14 protein-coding genes are annotated in these 19,406 nt (G+C 48.7%); 7 read left to right on the top strand and 7 right to left on the bottom strand.

Going from position 1 to position 19,406, the window contains the following annotated elements:
* Positions 1–6 precede the first annotated feature (6 nt).
* Complete coding sequence (locus QUW60_RS12615; protein ID WP_087330395.1) at positions 7–219, top strand: hypothetical protein; 213 nt, start codon at positions 7–9, stop codon at positions 217–219.
* Positions 220–333: 114 nt separating this feature from the next.
* Here the strand turns inward: QUW60_RS12615 and QUW60_RS12610 are convergent, their stop codons facing one another.
* A complete protein-coding gene (locus QUW60_RS12610; RefSeq protein WP_087330307.1) occupies positions 334–1,830 on the bottom strand; it encodes a tyrosine-type recombinase/integrase in 1,497 nt (498 codons plus the stop codon).
* 229 nt (positions 1,831–2,059) lie between these two features.
* Entirely contained in the window at positions 2,060–4,786 is a 2,727-nt protein-coding gene (ppdK, locus tag QUW60_RS12605) for a pyruvate, phosphate dikinase (protein WP_289560880.1), read from the bottom strand.
* Positions 4,787–5,222: 436 nt separating this feature from the next.
* Here ppdK and rlmD point away from each other — a divergent pair, with 436 nt between their 5' ends.
* The 4 genes from rlmD to QUW60_RS12585 all read left to right on the top strand — a co-directional run bounded on the left by rlmD (position 5,223) and on the right by QUW60_RS12585 (position 8,816).
* Positions 5,223–6,641, top strand: a complete 1,419-nt coding sequence (gene rlmD / locus QUW60_RS12600) for a 23S rRNA (uracil(1939)-C(5))-methyltransferase RlmD (protein ID WP_258338792.1) — start codon at positions 5,223–5,225, stop codon at positions 6,639–6,641.
* A gap of 32 nt (positions 6,642–6,673) precedes the next feature.
* The gene (locus tag QUW60_RS12595) at positions 6,674–7,603 is read left to right on the top strand and encodes an RluA family pseudouridine synthase (RefSeq protein ID WP_289560878.1); all 930 of its coding nucleotides are present in this window, start codon (positions 6,674–6,676) and stop codon (positions 7,601–7,603) included.
* 34 nt (positions 7,604–7,637) lie between these two features.
* Complete coding sequence (locus QUW60_RS12590; protein ID WP_289560876.1) at positions 7,638–8,258, top strand: HAD family hydrolase; 621 nt, start codon at positions 7,638–7,640, stop codon at positions 8,256–8,258.
* Between the two features lie 135 nt (positions 8,259–8,393).
* Positions 8,394–8,816, top strand: a complete 423-nt coding sequence (locus QUW60_RS12585; RefSeq protein WP_258338795.1) for a hypothetical protein — start codon at positions 8,394–8,396, stop codon at positions 8,814–8,816.
* 257 nt (positions 8,817–9,073) lie between these two features.
* Here the strand turns inward: QUW60_RS12585 and dpp5 are convergent, their stop codons facing one another.
* The 3 genes from dpp5 to pyrG form a co-directional block, all read right to left on the bottom strand.
* The gene (dpp5, locus tag QUW60_RS12580) at positions 9,074–11,221 is read right to left on the bottom strand and encodes a dipeptidyl-peptidase Dpp5 (RefSeq protein WP_289560874.1); all 2,148 of its coding nucleotides are present in this window, start codon (positions 11,219–11,221) and stop codon (positions 9,074–9,076) included.
* A 162-nt stretch (positions 11,222–11,383) separates the two neighbouring features.
* Positions 11,384–13,258, bottom strand: coding sequence for a membrane protein insertase YidC (gene yidC / locus QUW60_RS12575; RefSeq protein WP_258338797.1), 1,875 nt, complete (start codon positions 13,256–13,258; stop codon positions 11,384–11,386).
* Between the two features lie 30 nt (positions 13,259–13,288).
* Positions 13,289–14,887: a CTP synthase gene (gene pyrG / locus QUW60_RS12570; protein WP_258338798.1), complete on the bottom strand. Its 1,599-nt coding sequence runs from the start codon at positions 14,885–14,887 to the stop codon at positions 13,289–13,291.
* Between the two features lie 168 nt (positions 14,888–15,055).
* Between pyrG and QUW60_RS12565 the strand changes: the two genes are divergently transcribed.
* Positions 15,056–16,549: a DUF3078 domain-containing protein gene (locus QUW60_RS12565; protein WP_289560871.1), complete on the top strand. Its 1,494-nt coding sequence runs from the start codon at positions 15,056–15,058 to the stop codon at positions 16,547–16,549.
* A 9-nt stretch (positions 16,550–16,558) separates the two neighbouring features.
* Here the strand turns inward: QUW60_RS12565 and QUW60_RS12560 are convergent, their stop codons facing one another.
* Both QUW60_RS12560 and QUW60_RS12555 read right to left on the bottom strand, forming a co-directional pair.
* Complete coding sequence (locus QUW60_RS12560) at positions 16,559–17,185, bottom strand: LysO family transporter (protein WP_258338800.1); 627 nt, start codon at positions 17,183–17,185, stop codon at positions 16,559–16,561.
* Complete coding sequence (locus QUW60_RS12555; RefSeq protein WP_289560870.1) at positions 17,175–17,459, bottom strand: LysO family transporter; 285 nt, start codon at positions 17,457–17,459, stop codon at positions 17,175–17,177. The genes QUW60_RS12560 and QUW60_RS12555 overlap by 11 nt, the downstream gene beginning before the upstream one ends.
* Positions 17,460–18,037: 578 nt before the next feature.
* Between QUW60_RS12555 and QUW60_RS12550 the strand changes: the two genes are divergently transcribed.
* Positions 18,038–19,222 (top strand): mechanosensitive ion channel family protein, encoded by a 1,185-nt coding sequence (locus tag QUW60_RS12550; protein WP_289560868.1) that lies wholly within the window; start codon positions 18,038–18,040, stop codon positions 19,220–19,222.
* Positions 19,223–19,406 lie beyond the last annotated feature (184 nt).

The following is a 19,406-nucleotide window of genomic DNA, read 5'->3' as shown; positions in this document are numbered from 1 at the left end:
GAGTATATGTTTGAACTGTTACTGATAATATACCTGGTGCCTGTCATCATCATACTTTCGCTGTTGTGGCGGTTGGTGTTATGGCTGGTAAGGAACGTGCTGCGGCTTGCCGGATGGTTGTTGAAGAAGGTGTGCGTCCTTGTATGGAAGGGATTACTGCTGTTGGTCGGCATCTTCCTGGGGCGGTGTTGTGTCAACCGTCCGCCGGATTCAAGATAAGGGTGAAGCAGCAAAGCCGCACCTGTCTCGGACGGGCAGGTACGGCTTCGTGTTGTAGTCGGGTGGAAAGGTGTTCTTCCCTCATGTCAGGTGTTTACCTAACTGACAAGCAGGCTAAAATCCTTTGCCTTTGCTTCTTTCATAGACAACCTCTCTTTGACTATCACAATTTTTAAGTCTGAACTGGACTGTACAACCGATAGGAATATCTTTGGGTAGCTGTTTGACTAGTTCGGAGATAACTTCGTCAACGTTACTAAAACCGATATCTGTTAGTTCACCAACAACATCTCCTTTGAAATAAGCGCGTCCGTATATCATCATCTTTTTTGAAATGCGGAAAAGTTTTTCCTCTGGAGCTTCAAGGTCACGAGCTTTGCCTTGTTTACTCTTCTTATTGCTGAAGAAAATGAAATCAATAATCTTGGCATTAAGTTCCCACGCAGGAGTAAAGTCCAGTTTTAAGTAGCCTCTTGTTACATTGAACCCATGACTGTGATTCATGCCAAATGCAACTTCATAAAGGTTTGCATCACAATCGTTTTGGGCAATGGTTGCCCACGTATGCCTGAACGTATAATAGCAGTAGTAGTCCTCCTTTTTCATGCCCATGTCGGCGCATATCTTGCGTATTCCGATATTTACGTTAGCATTGAAACTGTCGGAATTGCTGTAACGGCTGTGGAATACGAACAGGTACTCATCATCCTCATCTTTGGAGAGATACTTATTAAAGGTCTCTTGGATAAATGGCTCTATTCTCATTTCCATATATGCCTCGTCTCTGCGGCTGTGACGTGTCTTTGCCCTTTTATAGCCGATAATGCCATTGTTGTAATCCTTCTTTTTGAGTTCGTAAAGGTCAACGGTGTTGATACCGCCGATACACAGTGATAGAAGTGCTACATCCCGGCCAAGTTCCGGAAGGGGAGACAGCATCTTTGTTTTTGGAAGAGGACGGTTGAAGAACTCACGGCAGGCTTCCGCACTGATGGCACGTTTCATTGTATTGTCAGATTTGGGAATTGCCACTTTAAGCCAAGGATTGAACTTTATGCGTATAACACCACGCTCTTCATCATTTAGCTCGACTATAGCTTTTTTGAAAATTTGTCGTACACATGTAGGGTACATTTCTTTGGCTCGGTTTGTTTTTGACAGACTCTCTATCCAAAGATTTATTGCAGAAGATGACAAGTTGCTAAACAGAAGTCGGGTTGTCCCCATGAAGCGTTCTAAATGGTTTACCGCAAGTCTGTAATTCTTTGCATTGCGTTCGTGTCCATCCGCTTCCATCCTGTCTATGAACTTTCGCGCGTAATCGCTGAAGCACGCTTCTTCATCGTCTTTCAACAAGAACTCTATTACTTCCTTTATTTCCCAACAAGTCGCATTCACGCGGTTCAAGCGGTCCGTATATTGCCTGATGAGCATAGCGCAATACTCATTTACAACAGGGTCAGTGAGATCACCACCTTTCGTAATATGAGCAGCGTCTACAATTTTATTTGTTTTAATATAACTGGATTTGCGCTGGTGCGTAATCCTGATGTAAACTGTGTAAAAGCCATCGCTTCTCGGCTTTTTTACCGTTGCTTTAAATGTTGTCATACCTATTTCCTTTTTAGATAAATACAAGAAATTCTTTGGGGTAAACAGGGGTAAACATGATGATTTTTGGGGTAAACATAGAGTAAAACAAATACGCTCATTTGGCTCATTTTTTGATGTCAACTGCACGAACTGTCTTAACGCAACTCAGGCTGTAATTACCGCGTAAATCGGTAGATTACAGCCTGATACAAATCTTAATTGCTATTCTGCCTGAGGGCTTCCAGTCTTAGAGAGTATCCTCTATCGCAGCCTGCGCCGCAGCCAGTCGGGCAATAGGCACGCGGAACGGAGAGCAGCTTACATAATTCAAGCCCACATTATGGCAGAACTTGACTGATGACGGTTCGCCTCCGTGTTCGCCGCAGATGCCGCATTTCAAGCCGGGACGTACAGAGCGTCCTTTTTCTACAGCCATCTTGATGAGCTGGCCTACGCCGTTCTGGTCGAGCACCTGGAAAGGATCCACTTTCAGAATCTTCTTTTCCAAGTATACAGGCAGGAACGAAGCGATGTCATCGCGTGAATAGCCGAAAGTCATTTGAGTCAGGTCGTTTGTTCCGAACGAGAAATACTCTGCATGTGAAGCGATACGGTTTGCTGTCAGTGCGGCACGAGGTATTTCAATCATCGTACCCACTTTGAACGGCACTTCAACTCCTTCTTGTCTGAACACGCGCTCGGCGGTAGAGCGGATTATTTTTTCCTGCGCTTCAAATTCATACAGGATACCGATAAGCGGCACCATGATTTCCGGATGCGGATCATATCCTTCCTTCTTCAGCTCGCATGCTGCACTTAGAATGGCTTCTGTCTGCATTTCAGTGATTTCCGGATAAGTGTTTCCCAAACGGCATCCGCGATGTCCGAGCATCGGGTTGTGTTCGCATAGGCTGTCTACACGCTGGCGTATGTATTCCACTGTAACGCCCATGGCTTTGGCCATTTCTTCCTGTCCTTTCAGGTCGTGCGGAACGAACTCATGCAGGGGAGGATCGAGCAGACGGATGTTTACCGGATAGCCGTCCATGGCCTTGAAAATGCCCTTGAAGTCGTTCTTCTGGTAGGGCAGCAGTTTTGCGAGTGCCTTTTTGCGTCCTTCAACGTCCGGCGCCAGAATCATTTCCCTCATGGCGATAATCTTCTGGTTCTCGAAGAACATGTGTTCCGTGCGGCAGAGGCCGATACCTACAGCGCCGAATTTGCGGGCTACTTCCGCATCGTGCGGCGTATCTGCATTGGTGCGGACCTGCAGGCGTGTATACTTGTTGCACAAATCCATCAGCTTCGCGAAATTGCCCGACACTTCAGCGGCCTTAGTCGGCACTTCGCCCTGATAAACTTCGCCTGTGCTTCCGTTGAGAGAGATATAGTCGCCTTCCTTCAGGACAACGCCGTCGATTTCTACAGTGCGCGACTTGTAGTCAACGTTGATAGCTCCCGCACCCGATACGCAGCATTTGCCCATGCCTCGCGCCACTACGGCAGCGTGTGAAGTCATACCTCCGCGGGCAGTCAGGATACCTTCTGCAACAGTCATTCCGGCCAAGTCTTCCGGCGAAGTTTCTATGCGTACCATGATCACGCGGCGTCCTTCGGCATGCCATTTGGCTGCGTCCTCGGCGAAGAATACGATCTGGCCGGTTGCAGCTCCCGGAGAAGCAGGAAGTCCCCGTGTAAGGACTTTTGCGTTGCGGAGCTCTTCTTTGTCGAATACCGGATGGAGCAGTTCGTCCAGCTTGTTCGGTTCGCAGCGCAGGATGGCAGTCTTTTCGTCAATCAGGCCCTGTTCCAGCATTTCCATGGCGATGCGCACCATGGCAGCTCCCGTGCGCTTTCCGTTTCGTGTCTGCAAAAACCACAGCTTTCCTTCCTGAACGGTGAACTCCATGTCCTGCATGTCACGGTAATGGTTTTCCAGTTTGGTCTGCAATGCGTCGAGTTCCTTGTAGATTTCGGGCATGGCTTCTTCCATTGACGGGTATTTGCTTGCGCGTTCTTCTTCGGATATGCCCTGGAGTTTGGCCCAGCGTTGTGAGCCGATCTTTGTAATCTGCTGCGGCGTGCGGATACCTGCCACCACGTCTTCGCCCTGTGCATTGATCAGGTATTCGCCGTTGAAGAGGTCTTCACCTGTGGCAGCATCGCGTGAGAAGCATACTCCGGTGGCCGAGGTGTCGCCCATGTTTCCGAATACCATGGCCTGGACGTTGACGGCTGTTCCCCATTCAGCCGGGATGCCTTCCATCTTGCGGTACAGGATGGCGCGTTCGTTCATCCATGAGTCGAACACGGCGCAGATGGCTCCCCACAGCTGTTCGTAGGCGTCGCTTGGGAAGTCTTTTCCTGTCTGTGTCTTTACCGCTTCCTTGAAGCGTCTGACCAGTTCTTTCAGGTCTTCCACTTCCAGTTCGTTGTCCAGACGGACTCCTTTCTTTTTCTTCACGTCTTCAATGATGGCTTCGAACGGGTCGATGTCGTCCTTGTTGGCGGGCTTCATGCCTAAAACCACATCGCCGTACATCTGTACGAAGCGTCGGTATGAGTCCCATGCGAAACGTTCGTTTCCGGTCTTGCGTGCCAGTCCGGCCACAACGTCGTCATTCAGTCCCAGATTCAGAATCGTATCCATCATGCCCGGCATGGAAGCCCGTGCTCCTGAGCGTACGGAAACGAGCAGCGGATTTTCGACGTCGCCGAATTTGGATTTCATCAATGTTTCGACACCTGCGATGGACCGTTCCACATCGTCTTTCAGCAGTGCTACTACATCGTCTTTTCCTTTTTCAAAATATTCGTTGCAGACTTCGGTTGTTATTGTAAAACCGGGAGGTACCGGAACGCCTATCAGATTCATTTCTGCAAGATTGGCGCCTTTGCCGCCCAACAGGTTGCGCATGTCGGCTTTGCCTTCAGCGTATCCGTTTCCGAACGTGTAAACTCTTTTTGTTTCCATTTTGTTCAGTATGATTTTAATGGTTATAAATGTTTCTTTTTCTAAGAATGGATGCAAATCTATGTAAAAAATGTAATATATCAAATGCAAAACACGTGTTGTTGGGCATGTTTTGCAATATCGAGTTGTCAAAACCGCCGCTTGCCTGCCGTTTTGCATGTTTGCCTGCGGGGGGCAGGGCGGTTTCGGGGCTGAAAAAGAGGGATGCGCTGCACCGTTCTTTATCTTTAGTCTGGAGATATATATCCTCAGTCTGGAGATCTGTGTCTTCAGGCTGAAGACGTGCATCTCCAGCGTGGAGATAGAGCTTTTGTCCCTCAGGCTGGATTTTTTATCCGACATGGACTGCAAATCCGTGTATGCGGCATACATGTTTCGTTATGTGTGGAAAAATAATTACCTTTGCCTCCCGAATTGGATTTTATTGTAAACGAACGTGGCAAGAAAGAAAAAAGAACTTCCTTTACTTGAGAAGGTGACGATAACAGATGTGGCCGCTGAAGGAAAAGCAGTGGCAAGGGTGAACGATTTGGTAGTGTTTGTGCCGTATGTGGTGCCGGGGGATGTGGTGGACTTGCAGGTGAAGCGCAAGAAAAACCATTATGCCGAGGCTGTGGCGGTGAAATTTCATGAACGCTCTGCCATGCGCGTCGAGCCGTTCTGCCAGCATTTCGGCGTTTGCGGGGGATGCAAGTGGCAGTGTCTGGCCTACAGCGAGCAGCTGAGGTACAAGCAGAAGCAGGTGTTCGACAACCTTACGCGCATAGGAAAGGTGGAGCTGCCTGAGTTCCGTCCGATTCTCGGTTCGGAAAAGACCTGCTTTTATCGCAACAAGCTTGAGTTTACTTTCTCCAACAAGCGCTGGCTGACGGAGGACGAAGTGAAGCAGGACGTGACGTACGACCAGATGAATGCGGTGGGATTCCATATCCCCGGAGCGTTTGACAAGGTGCTGGCCATTGAGAAATGCTGGCTTCAGGATGACATCTCCAACCAGATCCGCAATGCCATCCGCGACTATGCTTATGCGCACAACTTTTCTTTCTTCAATCTCCGCACGCAGGAAGGGATGCTGCGCAACATGATGGTGCGCACTTCTTCCACCGGCGAACTGATGGTGCTCCTGCAGTGCAAGATCACTTCCGACGGGGAGCTTGACCGGATGAAGGAGCTTTTGGACTACGTGGCCGGCAAATTCCCGCAGATCACCTCGCTTTTGTATGTGGTGAACAACAAGTGCAACGACACCTTCGGGGATCTTGAGGTGAATGTTTTCAAGGGAACCGACCACATCTTTGAAGTGATGGAAGGGCTGCGTTTCAAAATCGGACCGAAGTCGTTTTATCAGACCAATTCCGAGCAGGCGTATAATTTGTATAAGGTGGCGCGCGAGTTTGCCGGACTGACGGGGAATGAGCTGGTGTATGACCTGTATACCGGAACCGGAACCATCGCGAATTTCGTGTCGCGTCGGGCGCGCAAGGTTGTGGGCATCGAGTATGTGCCCGAAGCGATTGAAGATGCAAAGGTAAACTCGGCCATCAACGGCATTGAGAATACGCTTTTTTATGCGGGCGACATGAAGGATATCCTGACGCAGGAGTTTATCAGCGAACACGGGCGTCCGGATGTCATCATCACCGATCCGCCCCGCGCCGGGATGCACGGCGATGTGGTTGACGTGCTGCTGTTTGCCGAGCCGCAGCGCATTGTCTACGTAAGCTGCAATCCTGCCACACAGGCGCGCGACCTGCAGCTGCTCGACTGCAAATACCGTGTGGCTGCTGTCCAGCCGGTAGACATGTTTCCTCATACGCACCACGTTGAAAACGTTGTGCTTCTGGAAAAAAGATGATTCTTGGGTAAAAAAACAATCGATTCTGATATATGTTGAAGAAAAGCAAGGCGGGAGGACGTCCCAGGGCACGTGCCGCCGCAAAATATACGGTTTATAGTGTGACCGAACCGGATGAACTGATGTCGTTTCTCATGAAGAGCATGGCCGGAATCAGCCGCACGCGCGTAAAGTCGCTGCTGACGCACCGGGTGGTGCTGGTGGACAATAACATACAGACACAGTATAACTTTCCTCTGAAACCGGGCATGAAGGTCCAGATCAGCAGGGAAAAGCATAACCGCGAATTTCGAAATCCGATGCTCAAACTGCTTTATGAGGATGCCTATCTGATTGTTGTGGAGAAAAAGGAAGGGCTGCTTTCTGTTGCCACCGACCATCAGAAGGAGCGCACGGCGCAGCATATCCTTAATGAATACGTGAAGCGTGAGAACCGGAACAACCGTGTCTTTGTGGTGCACCGGCTGGACCGGGAAACGTCGGGTATCATGATGTATGCCAAGGATGAAAAGACCCAGCATACGTTGCGCGACAACTGGCACGACATTGTGACCGACCGCAGGTATGTGGCTGTGGTGTCGGGTGAGATGGAAAAGGACCAAGGCTCTGTAGAGTCCTGGCTGACCGATCGCAAGCTGTATGTAAGTTCGTCGGACTATGACGACGGAGGAAAGTATGCGCTGACTCATTACAAGACCATCAAGCGCGCCAACGGCTATTCGCTGGTGGAGCTCCAGCTTGAAACGGGGCGCAAGAATCAGATCCGCGTGCATATGCAGTCGCTCGGGCATCCGGTTGTGGGAGATGAGCGTTACGGATGCCCGGTTGATCCGCTGGGCAGGATGGCTCTCCATGCCTTCAAGCTCTGCTTTCACCATCCGGTGACCGGAGAGCTGATGGCGTTTGAAACGCCTTATCCTTCTCCGTTCAAGAATCTGGTCATGAAGAGCAGGCAGATGTAGGCTTTTGGATTGGAATGTCAATTTTCAGCAGACTATGATTAAGAATATACTTTTTGACTTCGGGGGCGTGATTGCCCCGATCGACAGGGAGAAAGCTGTAGAAGCGTTTGTGCGTCTGGGACTAGCCGACGCTGACCAGCGTTTGGACAAGTATCACCAGACGGGGATATTTCAGGAGCTTGAAGAGGGCGCTATTGACGCCCAGACCTTTCAGGACAAGCTGGGCGTGCTTTGCGGCCGCAAGCTGGAGTGGGAAGAAACGCGGCAGGCATGGCTCGGCTTTTTTACGGGGGTGGACGAGGCGATGCTGGAATGCCTGGAAGAGCTCCGCAGGAGGTACAGGCTGTATGTGCTCAGCAACACGAATCCCTATGTGATGGACTGGGCGTGCAGCGAGGAGTTTTCTGCCCGCCGCAAGCCCTTGAACGCATATTTCGACAAGCTCTATCTGTCGTATCAGCTGGGAGTGCTCAAGCCCGACGAGCGGATTTTCAGAATGGTGGTTGAAGACAGCGGAATAGTGCCCTCAGAAACGCTTTTCGTAGACGACGGGGCATCCAACATCGCTGCCGGACATAAGGCTGGATTCGTTACGTATCAGCCGGAGAATGGCGAGGACTGGCGCGATGCGCTTCAGACACTGCTTAAAGACTGAGCGTTTGTCCGGCCCTAAAGGGAAAGCCCTAACAGGTTTAGGGATTTTCCCCTTTAATCTTAGGAATTATCTTTTTCTGCTTTCATAGGGTTTCCTTACCTTTGTGCTATAGAAAAAACCAAAGGAGGAAACATTATGAAAACATCAGTTCGAAAACTCTATTATATAGCGGCTTTGGCTGCGCTTGTGATTTTGCTCCCGTCGTGTGAAGTGGACTTCTCGATCGGCAACAATACGCTTGACTACCGTGAGAATACGGAATATCTTTGCAGTTTTGTGTGGGTGGACGAATGGTCGGATTCCGACGGTTTCCACAGGCAGGAAATCACTTTCTATCCGGACAATACGGGCGAGGACTATGTCCGCATCCAATACCGTGACGGATATGTGCAGGAATCCCGTTATGTATTCACGTGGGACTGGTATGATGCTTTCTATACAAGTATCCGCATGCACTATGGGGGAGGCGACTATTCGTATATGGACAATATGCAGATGTATGACGGACGTCTGGACTGCCTGCTGGACGGTTATCCGGTTACTTTTTTCGGGTATTGATTGAACAAAACAGGAATTTGCTTTGTTTATATTTATTCAAGGCGTGTGAATAAGTGTATTTTCAATAGGTTTTATAGATAATTTTAGTTTCCGTAAGACAGCCGGTTTGTGAATTGCCGGCTGATCTTGTTTTAAATGGTGCGGGTCTTTGTCTGACAGTTCTGAAAAGATTCGCCCTATGCAAAACACCCCGCCACTCTTTTTAAGGCAATCGGTTGCTTTAACAGGGGTGACGGGGTGCTTTTTTGTCTTTGCGGTTATTCTTTCGGTTTCAGCCAGCGGTCAAGCCAGTTGAAGAAGGTGCGCTGCCAGAGCACGCCGTTCTGCGGCTGGAGAACCCAGTGGTTTTCATCGGGGAAAATCAGCAGTTCGGCAGGTATGCCGCGCATCTTGGCTGCATCGAAGGCTGCCATCGCCTGGTTTGCAAGGATACGGTAGTCTTTTTCGCCGTGGATGCAGAGAATCGGGGTGTCCCATTTGTCTACGAAGCGGTGGGGAGAGTTGGCAAAAGTGCGTTGGGCTGTGGCGTTGTTCTTGTCCCAGAATGCTCCGCCCATATCCCAGTTGGCAAACCATTTCTCTTCCGTTTCCAGATACTGCATTTCCATGTTGAAAATGCCGTCGTGGGCTATGAAAGCCTTGAAGCGTTTGTTGTGGTGTCCGGCCAGCCAGTATACGGAAAATCCACCGAAGCTGGCGCCTACGCATCCCAGATGGTCTTTGTCGACGAACGGCTCTTTCGCTACTTCATCGATGGCGGTCAGGTAGTCCCTCATGCACTGGCCTCCGTAATCTCCGCTGATGGCTTCATTCCATTCCACGCCGAATCCCGGCATACCGCGCCGGCAGGGAGCTACAATGATGTAGTCGTTCGCTGCCATAATCTGGAAATTCCAGCGGTAGCTCCAGAACTGTCCCAGCGGGCTTTGCGGACCGCCCTCACAATAGAGCAGGGTGGGGTACTTCTTTTGTGGGTCGAACTGCGGCGGATAAATTACCCATGTCAGCATGTCTTTTCCGTCGGTGGTTTTTATCCAGCGTTCTTCCACACGGCCCATTTCCAGCTTGTCGTAGATATGCTTGTTTTCGTTTGTAAGCTGTGTTGCTTTTGCAAAATTGCCGTCAAACTCTACCGGAACCGAATAGATTTCGTCTGCCTGGCTCATCGAGTGGCGTGTGGCAATCAGTCTGTCGCCGCTCAAGCTGATGCTTCCATAGTCATGCAGTCCCTCCGTAATTTTGACCGGTGCCTTGCTGTCTTTCCAGTCATTCAGTCCCAGACGGTAAATCTGCTCTGTTCCGTGCCATGTGCCGGTCAGATAGAAACCGTCTGAAGCAGGAGTCCATACATAAGTGTCAACATTGGTTTCAAATGCACTTGCAGCATTGAATTTTTCTTTCTTCTCCAAGTCAAGGACATACAGGCGGTTCAGGTCGCTTTCATAACCGTCGTGTTCCATGCTCTGCCATGCGATGAACTTTCCGTCGGGCGAGAACTGCGGATTGATGTCGTAGCCTTCGTTCTTGTCGTCTTTCTTCTGGGGATTCGCGGTATAATCTTTGCAGAGATTCTCGGTCTTGCCGGACGCCACATCATACAGATAGATGTCGCTGTCGGTAGAAACGGCGTATGCCAGTCCTGTCTTCTTGCGGCAGGTATAGGCTATCTTGTCCGAAGCCGGACTCCATGCAAGCTGTTCTACTCCCCCGAAAGGTTTCATCGGCGATTCATAAGGCTCGTCTTTCAGGATGTCGGTCGCTTCGCCCACCTTGTTTCCGTCAAACGGGGCTATAAACGGGTGGGGAATGCTTTCTACCCATTCGTCCCAATGCTTGTACATCAGGTCGTCAATTATTTTTCCGCTTGCCTTGTCAAGGTCGGGATAAATGTCAGCGGTGCGCTTCCCGTATTTCACTTGCGATACGAAAAGGACTTTTGACTCGTCCGGTGAGAACTTGAATCCGTCCACATTGCCTTCTATTTCCGACAATTGTTTGCGTTCCGTTCCGTCCGGATTCATTTCCCAGATTTGTCCTTTGCTGAGAAAAGCCAGCTTGCTTCCCTTTTTTATCCAGACAGGTTCGCTTTCGCTTGCTGCCGAAGACGTGAGGAGTTTGTTGTCTGAGCCGTCAGCGTTCATTACATAAATGACCGTATGGCTCTTGTTTTCTTTTACGCTGTAGTAAGAAACGGTGTAGGCAATCTGTTTGCCGTCGGGCGAAACGTTTGAAGAGCCGATGCGTCCCATCGCCCAAAGTATTTCCGGAGTCATCCTTCCGTTGTCTGCTGTGATTTCCTGCCTCCCGATGATCGGCCCTTCGTCCGTCGTTTTGTCGGGAGCGGTACACGATGAAGTCGCCAGTGCGATGGCGGCTGTCATGGTCATAAGATCTGTTTTTTTCATGATAGTTTGTTCTATTGTGATTTGTTTTTCGTCTTTAGTTGGCAAATTTACATAAAAACGTATGAAAGGCAGCAATCCAGGCCGGCAAATAATATGCGGTCAAATAAAAATAGCCCTGCTTTGTGGGGCAGGGCTATCGTTTTGGTACGCTTTATTGTGAAATCAGTTTTTCTTATTATGATTCTGCGTCTGCTTCATCCGTTCCATGCGTTCTTTCTGCAGGCGTTCCTGTTCTTTCTGCAGCGCTTCGAGCTTGGCCATCAAACCGCTTGGCTTTTGCTGAGAAGGCTCCCGCTTGTTGGCTTCCAGCTGTGCGAGCAGCTTCTTCTCGTCGGTCATTTTGCGCATGATCCACATGATGAGGATGCTCATCAGTCCCGAGATAAAGTAGTAGTAGCTCAATCCCGACGCATAGTCGTTGAAGATGAAGAAGAACATCAGCGGCATGATATACATCATCCATTTCATGGCAGCCATCTGCGGATTGTTGCCCATGTCCTGCTGGCGCATCATCACAATCTGGTTGATAACCGTGGTGGCACTGAAAAGCAGGCAGAACAGGCTCAAGTGATTGCCGAGCAAGGGAATGTGCATGTTCCAGCTGATCAGGTCGTCGTAGGCCGAAAGGTCGTTTGCCCAAAGGAAACTTTGCTGGCGGAATTCGATCGCGTTCGGCACGAAGAAGAACAGCGCCATGTAGACCGGAGTCTGCAGCAGCATCGGCAGACAGCCTCCCATCGGACTCACATTGTATTCGCGGTAAAGGGCCATCGTTTCCTGCTGTTTCTTCAGCGCGTCTTCCGGATTGGGATATTTTGCACTGATTTTATCTACATAAGGCTTCAGCGCACGCATCTTTGCCGACGAGATGAACGACTTCCATGTGGTGGGAAGCACGAGGATTTTTACGATGATCGTCATGAACAGAATTACAATGCCCATGCTCAATCCCAGTCCCGACAGCCAGTCGAACAGATTGATGGTGAACCACCTGTTGATGAGGCGAATGATCGGCCATCCCAAATATACCAGGTCTTCCAATTCCTGATCTTTGTTCGAGAAGCTCAGGTCGTTGCTTGCCAGCAGCGTCTTGAAATGATTCGGTCCGAAATAGAACTGCAGCCGTGTCGGTTTTGCACCGGTCGGATCGAAAGGAGTAGACATTTCTGCTCTGTAGTCTTTCATGTATCCGCTTCCCTGCACTTCCAGCTTTGAATCGAGCGAGGCGTTCATGAAGCACTGTTCAGCCATGAATACGCATGAAAAGTACTGGTTCTTGAACGCTACCCAGTCGAGCGCTTCGGGAATATCCTTTTTCTCGTCGCTTGTTTCGCTCAGGTAATCGAAGCTTTCGCCCACAGGCTTGTAGGTGAGCGAAGTATACCGCTGTTCAAAGTTGAATCCCTTTTCCATCTGGCGTGCCCGTTGCTTCCAGTCGATGCCCATGCTGTTTGTCGTCGAGTGGAAAAAGTTCTGCATGCCTGTGGCCTGTATGGTCAGGTCTACCATATAAGAATGCGGCAGCAGTTTGTAGTTGAGATCCAGATGTCCTCCGTTTGATACGTTCAGCCTCATGGTGACCGTACTGTCAGTTTGGTTTACGGTTTCAAAATACAGGCGGCTGCTGTTCATGTTTTCAGCTTTTCCGTCGAAGCTGAAGTTCATGGCAGCGTCATTTCCGTCAAACAGAACCAGCGGCTGGTGCTCCTGGTCGTTGTATTCTTTCAGCATGGCCGAACAAACCCGTCCGCCTTTGTTCGTGAACTGCAGCTTGATGAATTCGTTTTCAAGGGTAGTTCGTTTTTCTTCGCCCTTGGTTGCTTCAAAAAACAAAGATGTTGTATCATTCAACGCTGCTTCTTCGGCCAATGCCGCCTGCTTTTGGGCCTGTATCTCCTTATCCCGGATTACTTGCTGGATAGAATCTTGATAGTGCTGAGCTTGCGCTCTTTCTTCCTGACTGGGGCGGTTGTAGATTCCAAATCCAACAATCACCACTCCGATCAGCACAAATCCCACTAACGTGTTTTTGTCCATTTTTATCTAATTGTATTCGGTTTCTTATATTTATTTGTCGATAGCCGCCTTGACGAACGACAGGAAAAGCGGATGCGGTTTCAGCACCGTGCTGCTGTATTCCGGATGGAACTGTGTGCCGATATACCATTTCAATGTGGGTATTTCGATGATTTCCACAAGGTCTGATTCCGGATTGATGCCCACGCATTTCATGCCAGCCTTTTCAAATTCAGCCTTATAGTCGTTGTTGAATTCGTAGCGGTGGCGGTGGCGTTCCTGTATGTGTTCGGTCTTGTAAGCCTGGAATGTCTTTGAGTTCTGGTCGACCACGCATTCGTATGCACCCAGACGCATGGTTCCGCCCATGTTGGTGATTGACTTCTGCTCCTCCATAATGTCAATGACGTTATGCGGAGTCTTTTCGTCCATTTCGCGGCTGTTGGCATCGGCGTATCCCAGCACATTGCGCGCAAATTCGATGGCCATGCATTGCATGCCGAGGCAGATGCCGAATGTCGGCACGTTGTGTGTGCGGCAGTATTTGGCAGCGATGAACTTTCCTTCGATTCCTCTTTGGCCGAAGCCCGGGCAGATGATGATTCCGTCCATGTCTTTAAGCTGTTCTTCCACGTTTCCTTCAGTCAGCTTCTCGCTGTTGATGAAATGGATATCAGCCTTGTGGTCATTGTAGGTTGCAGCTTGCGACAATGCTTCGAGGATGGATTTGTATGCGTCCTGCAAGTCGTATTTTCCTACCAGTCCGATTTTCACCACTTCCGTAGCGCTGTGCCGGCGGTTCAGGAACTCTCTCCACGGTCCCAGTGTAGGCGTTTCGCCTACAGGCAAGCCCATCTTTTCAAGAATCGTCACGTCCAGCTTCTGTTCCTGCATCCGCAGAGGCACTTCATAAATTGTCGGCATATCCATCGACTGTACTACTGCGTCTTCGTCTACATTGCAGAACAGCGCTACTTTTTTGCGGAGTGTGGCGCTGAGCTCATGTTCGGTGCGCAGTACAAGGATGTCGGGCTGGATGCCTACCGACTGCAGTTCTTTAACCGAATGCTGTGTAGGCTTTGTTTTCAGTTCGCCTGCTGCAGCCAGATAAGGCACGTAGGTGAGATGCACGCACAATGCGTTGCGTCCCAGTTCACGCTTTAGCTGACGGATGCTTTCAAGATAGGGAAGCGATTCGATGTCGCCTACCGTACCTCCGATTTCTGTAATTACGAAGTCGAATTTGTACTTGTTTCCCAAGAGCTTCACATTACGCTTGATTTCGTCTGTGATGTGAGGGATGATCTGGATGGTTTTTCCCAAATAGTCACCGCGGCGCTCTTTGTCGATCACACTCTTGTAGATGCGGCCTGTGGTGATGTTGTTGGCTTTTGTCGTCTGTATGCCCAGGAAGCGTTCATAGTGTCCCAAGTCAAGATCGGCCTCATGTCCGTCTACTGTCACATAGCATTCGCCGTGCTCGTAGGGATTCAGAGTTCCCGGGTCGATGTTGATGTACGGGTCGAACTTTTGGATGGTTACGCTGTAGCCTCTTGCTTGCAGCAACTTACCGATTGATGAAGAGATGATGCCTTTGCCCAATGATGAGGCAACGCCACCTGTTACGAAAATGTACTTTGTTTCTGCCACAATATGAATAGTTTAAAATTTTAATCAGCAATAAAACTGTTTTCTATAAAGATGCAAAATTAGAAAAAAAAGCCGAACCCGCAAAGGCTATTGCGTGTAAAACCTTTTTTTGTTGCATATAACGGCTGCTTTTTGTAGATTTGCCGAAATTTAATAGGCAAGTAGAAAATGAAGAAGATGGGATTGGTGGCTGTGTTTCTGGCAATGGCGCTGTGTGCGCTTGCTCAGACGGCCAAGGTGTCCGGACTGGAGTCCGTGGCAGATACGGCGGTTGTCGTGATTCCTGACTCTGTGGTAGTTCAGGTTCTCGACTCTCTTTCGGCTGTTTCAGCGGCCGACAGTGCAAAGTTGTCGGTTCGCAGAGTGACAGAACAGAAAGAGCAGCCTTCGCCGCAGCTGCTGGCTTTCAACAGGACGGTGAGAGATTTTCGCAAGAGATACGATGAAATGCTTGAACGGTGGGATGACATATACCTTATTATAAGGGGGATTCCTGTGAAATCTGACTATTACAAACTTTCGATGCCTGCAACTTATTATCATGCGGCGATAGAGCAGGCCTGCAATATTGACGGATGGAAGCCTCGGATTCCTTTTCTGAAGGATGATTCTGTAGCAGTGCGGCCGTTTCCGCTGAAGGATCTCCGCCGTTCGGAGAAGATCGACCGTTACATTAACCGTCAGCTGCTTTCGTTTTATCTTGAATATCCGAATCTGGTGAAACAGAACGAGGCTAATCTGGTGGGATTGAAGCCCTTGCAGGGAGAAAAGTTTGTGAAGGACGAAACCAAGAAGTCTATCCTGCAGGTTTTGCAGATACCTGGCCGTCCGCGGGAAGTGGTGCAGAAAGACCTGCTTGTGTTCAAGCCGAACTTCTGGACATTGACGGGCAACGGCTATTTGCAGTTTTCGCAGAACTATATTTCCGACAACTGGTATAAGGGAGGCGAAAGCACGAAGTCGTTCCTCTCCGGACTGACCTTGCAGGCAAATTATGATGACCGTCAGAAAATACAGTTCGAAAACAAACTGGAATGGAAACTGGGCTTTATTACCGCTCCTTCTGATACCTTGCATAGCTATAAGCCTAACAATGATATGTTCCGCCTGAGTTCTAAACTGGGTATTAAGGCTGTCAACTCGTGGTATTATACGCTTTCGGCCGAGTTCAAGACTCAGTTTTTCTCGAACTATGAAACCAATACCGAAAATCTGGTGTCTGCTTTCTTTTCTCCGGCTGAGTTGAACGTCGGTCTTGGTATGGACTATAAATATATAAAGGATGGGGTCTGCAACCTGTCCGTACTGATCAATCCGTTAAACTATACGCTGTATAGTGTGTCAAGCGATAGGGTAGATCCGACCAAGTTCAATGTGAAGGAAGGGCACAAGCACGAGAGTGTCTGGGGTTCTCGTCTGGAATCTACATTGAAGTGGCAGATCATTTCTGTTCTGCTGTGGGAGTCCCGGCTTTCATACACTACGAACTACGAAAAAGTCCTGGCTGAATGGGAGAATACATTCACCTTTACCATCAACCAGTACTTGTCGACTAAACTGTTCATTCACGGCCGTTTCGACGATGGAGTGACGCGTGAATCGGATGACAGTTACTTCCAGTTGCAGGAACTTTTAAGTTTCGGCTTGAGCTATACGTGGTAAGAAGGCTTGTCACATGCTGCAGAAGAAGGAAATCAGCAGCGGCACGCTTATTTCCAGGATGATTCCGTGCAGGATGGCAAGCGGAACCATGTTCTTTCCTGAATAGCGGTTTACCATCGGCAGCATTACATCCATCGAGTTGATTCCTGCTGCCGAGATGGGAGCGAGTTTTCCGAACATTCGGGTGAACAGGGGTGCTCCTATGAGCGAAATCATTTCGCGGATGATGTTTGCCAGCAGGGCCAGCGTTCCCAGTTCGGTTGCTATCTGTATGCCGGCCGAAGCCTGTTTTATTTCTGTAATCAGCACTGAAGACAGTGAATAATAAGCAAATCCGCTTCCTACAGCCATGCAGTCCGCTGTTCTCCATTGGCTGATGGCAAAGCTGGCGAGGAAGGAGAAAAGCAGCGTTCCGGCAATGGTGGACAGCGGCAATATCAGCATTCGGGGAGAGAGAAAACGGATCATGTCTTTCAGGTCTTTGTTCGAACCGATGCTGATTCCCACCTGGAAAATAAGTATGTAAAGAATGATAATCGAGGTGTTTCCCTTGAACCAGTCTTCCGGAATCAGGCGGTTAAGCCCTGTCAGACCTCCGGCGATGAATACGCAAAGTATAATCAGACTATTTTTCATCTTTACCTCCTTTCCTGAAAATCAGACGGTATGCCAGGTATGAGGCGCAAAGGCTTCCGGCTGTTCCTAATATGGCCAGCAAAGCTGCCTGATATCCGAACTTGTCGAGATTGCTTATCAGTTCGTCGTTGGATCCGATGGTAACTCCGAATGTAAAAAGCATACAGAAGATTGTGAGTGAAATTGTCTTTTCCACTTTGTGAAGCAGTTCGACACGGCGGAAAATATAGCCTGTGCCGATGCCGATGAATAATAAAATCAATACGTAAAACATGGCTTTTCAGTTTAGCAAAAAGAACCCTGTCCTTTGGCCTTTTCACAGCAAAGGGCATGGCAATTTTTGCCGGTTCATAAAAAATAGTCACTTTAAATACGGGGGTTGCTGCGGATTATTTTAGATGAAGCCGGTGAACCAGTGTGCGACAAACCTGCGGTGTACCGCGCACCGCTGTACACACTCGTTCAGTTTGTATGTGTTGCTAAAACTCATTGCCATTTTTCGATTTCGGGCCGCAAAGATAGATAATTTTCTTGAAACGATGAATTAATATGCGATTTTTATTTAGAAAAGGCGGTAAAAACTGTTTGGAAGGCATTTGGAACGGTTTCAGAAGCTTCCTGATGTTCAAATATTCTTAAATTCGCCGGCTTCAGGTCGGTAATGTTTTATAAGTTGTATATTTGTTGCAGGGTAAACGTAAAAAACAGCTTTCGCAATAAAAGGCTGCGTATCCCAAAAACAGGATGGAATGGCTTTTTGGAGTTATTTATAGCATATTTTTCCTGAAGGTTAAACATCCTTGGTATCGCTTTGTTGTACATATTACATATATTATTTAATATAAATTGCTTATGAAAACTTTACATGAGGTCGGAACGTTGGGCGGATGGATGAATGATGTGCTTATATCATGGGGAATCCCATCCGAATATGCCAATATGTTTGACGAATTTGTGGTGGCCGCACTCATTATTCTGTTGGCCGTGGGTCTGAATTATTTTTTTCAAGCCATTGTGGTAGGAGGCATCAAACGATATGCACGCCGTTTTCCTTACCGGTGGAATACTTTGCTGGTGAAGCGTAAGGTTGTGCATCATTTGCTGCATGTGGTGCCCGGCGTATTGATTTATCTGCTTTTGCCTTTAGCTTTTGTCAAAGGCAAAGACATGCTGGTGTTTTCGCAGCGCATTTGTGCTGTCTATATCATTGTAGCTATCCTGCTTACGCTGAATGCCATGCTGCTGGTGATGCTTGACATTTACAATTCGAAGGAAATCCGTAAGAATCATCCTATTCGCGGACTTGTACAGGTGTGTCAGGTGGTGCTGTTCTTTCTTGGAGGCATACTGATTGTGGCTACACTGATCAACAAGTCACCGATAACGCTCTTTGCCGGTTTGGGCGCTGCGGCGACGGTGCTGATGCTGGTCTTTAAAGACAGCATTTTAGGATTTGTGTCAGGAGTGCAGCTTTCGGCAAACGACATGCTGCGCATAGGCGACTGGGTGACATTGCCTAACGGAATGGCCGACGGAATCGTGCAGGAAATCACATTGAATACCGTAAAGATCCAGAATTGGGATAACACCATTACCACCATTCCTCCGTATACAATGGTAAACAGTACATTTCAGAACTGGCGGGGAATGCAGGAAAGCGGCGGCCGTCGGGTAGACAAGCGTATCTGGCTGGATCTGGATACGATACGTTTCTCTACACCGGAAGAACTGGAGCGTATCCGTAAAGAAGTTCCCCTGATGTCTGATTATGTTCCTGCCGAAGGAGAAATGCCGACCAATTCGCAGTTGTACCGTGAATACATCGAACGCTATCTGATGAGTTTGCCGGTAGTGAACCAGGATTTAGATCTGATCATTACCCAGAAAGAACCTACAGAGCGCGGCCTGCCCATACGGGTGTATTTCTTTTCACGTGTCAAGGCTTGGAAACAATACGAACATATCCAGTCGGACATCTTCGATCATCTGCTGGGTATGGCACCCCGTTTCAGTCTGAAGCTTTATCAAGGAATCTGATGCGTGTTTTACATGCATCAAAATCTGCCAGCTATTGCTCTGCTTCAGTTTGCGAATTGTTTCCGAAGATGTTTTTCTGTTTCTGTGAGGATTGTCATGATGAAGAGAAACAGACCGGAAACAAACGCAAAGGAAAGCAGAGCGTATAACTTGGCAGGTAAAATGAAAAAGGTCTAAAAAATAT

The sequence above is a fragment of the Bacteroides gallinaceum genome, assembly GCF_030373775.1.
In the GTDB taxonomy this organism is placed as follows: Bacteria; Bacteroidota; Bacteroidia; order Bacteroidales; family Bacteroidaceae; genus Phocaeicola; species Phocaeicola excrementipullorum.
Note: the sequence above shows the minus strand (reverse complement) of the source record. Positions and strands in the feature narration are given on the sequence as shown.

Coding starts and splice junctions, on each gene's coding strand:
- QUW60_RS12615 (WP_087330395.1), top strand. CDS start 7: ATGTTTGAACTGTTACTGATAATATACCTGGTGCCTGTCATCATCATA.
- QUW60_RS12610 (WP_087330307.1), bottom strand. CDS start 1,830: ATGACAACATTTAAAGCAACGGTAAAAAAGCCGAGAAGCGATGGCTTT.
- ppdK (WP_289560880.1), bottom strand. CDS start 4,786: ATGGAAACAAAAAGAGTTTACACGTTCGGAAACGGATACGCTGAAGGC.
- QUW60_RS12595 (WP_289560878.1), top strand. CDS start 6,674: ATGTTGAAGAAAAGCAAGGCGGGAGGACGTCCCAGGGCACGTGCCGCC.
- QUW60_RS12590 (WP_289560876.1), top strand. CDS start 7,638: ATGATTAAGAATATACTTTTTGACTTCGGGGGCGTGATTGCCCCGATC.
- QUW60_RS12585 (WP_258338795.1), top strand. CDS start 8,394: ATGAAAACATCAGTTCGAAAACTCTATTATATAGCGGCTTTGGCTGCG.
- dpp5 (WP_289560874.1), bottom strand. CDS start 11,221: ATGAAAAAAACAGATCTTATGACCATGACAGCCGCCATCGCACTGGCG.
- yidC (WP_258338797.1), bottom strand. CDS start 13,258: ATGGACAAAAACACGTTAGTGGGATTTGTGCTGATCGGAGTGGTGATT.
- QUW60_RS12565 (WP_289560871.1), top strand. CDS start 15,056: ATGAAGAAGATGGGATTGGTGGCTGTGTTTCTGGCAATGGCGCTGTGT.
- QUW60_RS12560 (WP_258338800.1), bottom strand. CDS start 17,185: ATGAAAAATAGTCTGATTATACTTTGCGTATTCATCGCCGGAGGTCTG.
- QUW60_RS12555 (WP_289560870.1), bottom strand. CDS start 17,459: ATGTTTTACGTATTGATTTTATTATTCATCGGCATCGGCACAGGCTAT.
- QUW60_RS12550 (WP_289560868.1), top strand. CDS start 18,038: ATGAAAACTTTACATGAGGTCGGAACGTTGGGCGGATGGATGAATGAT.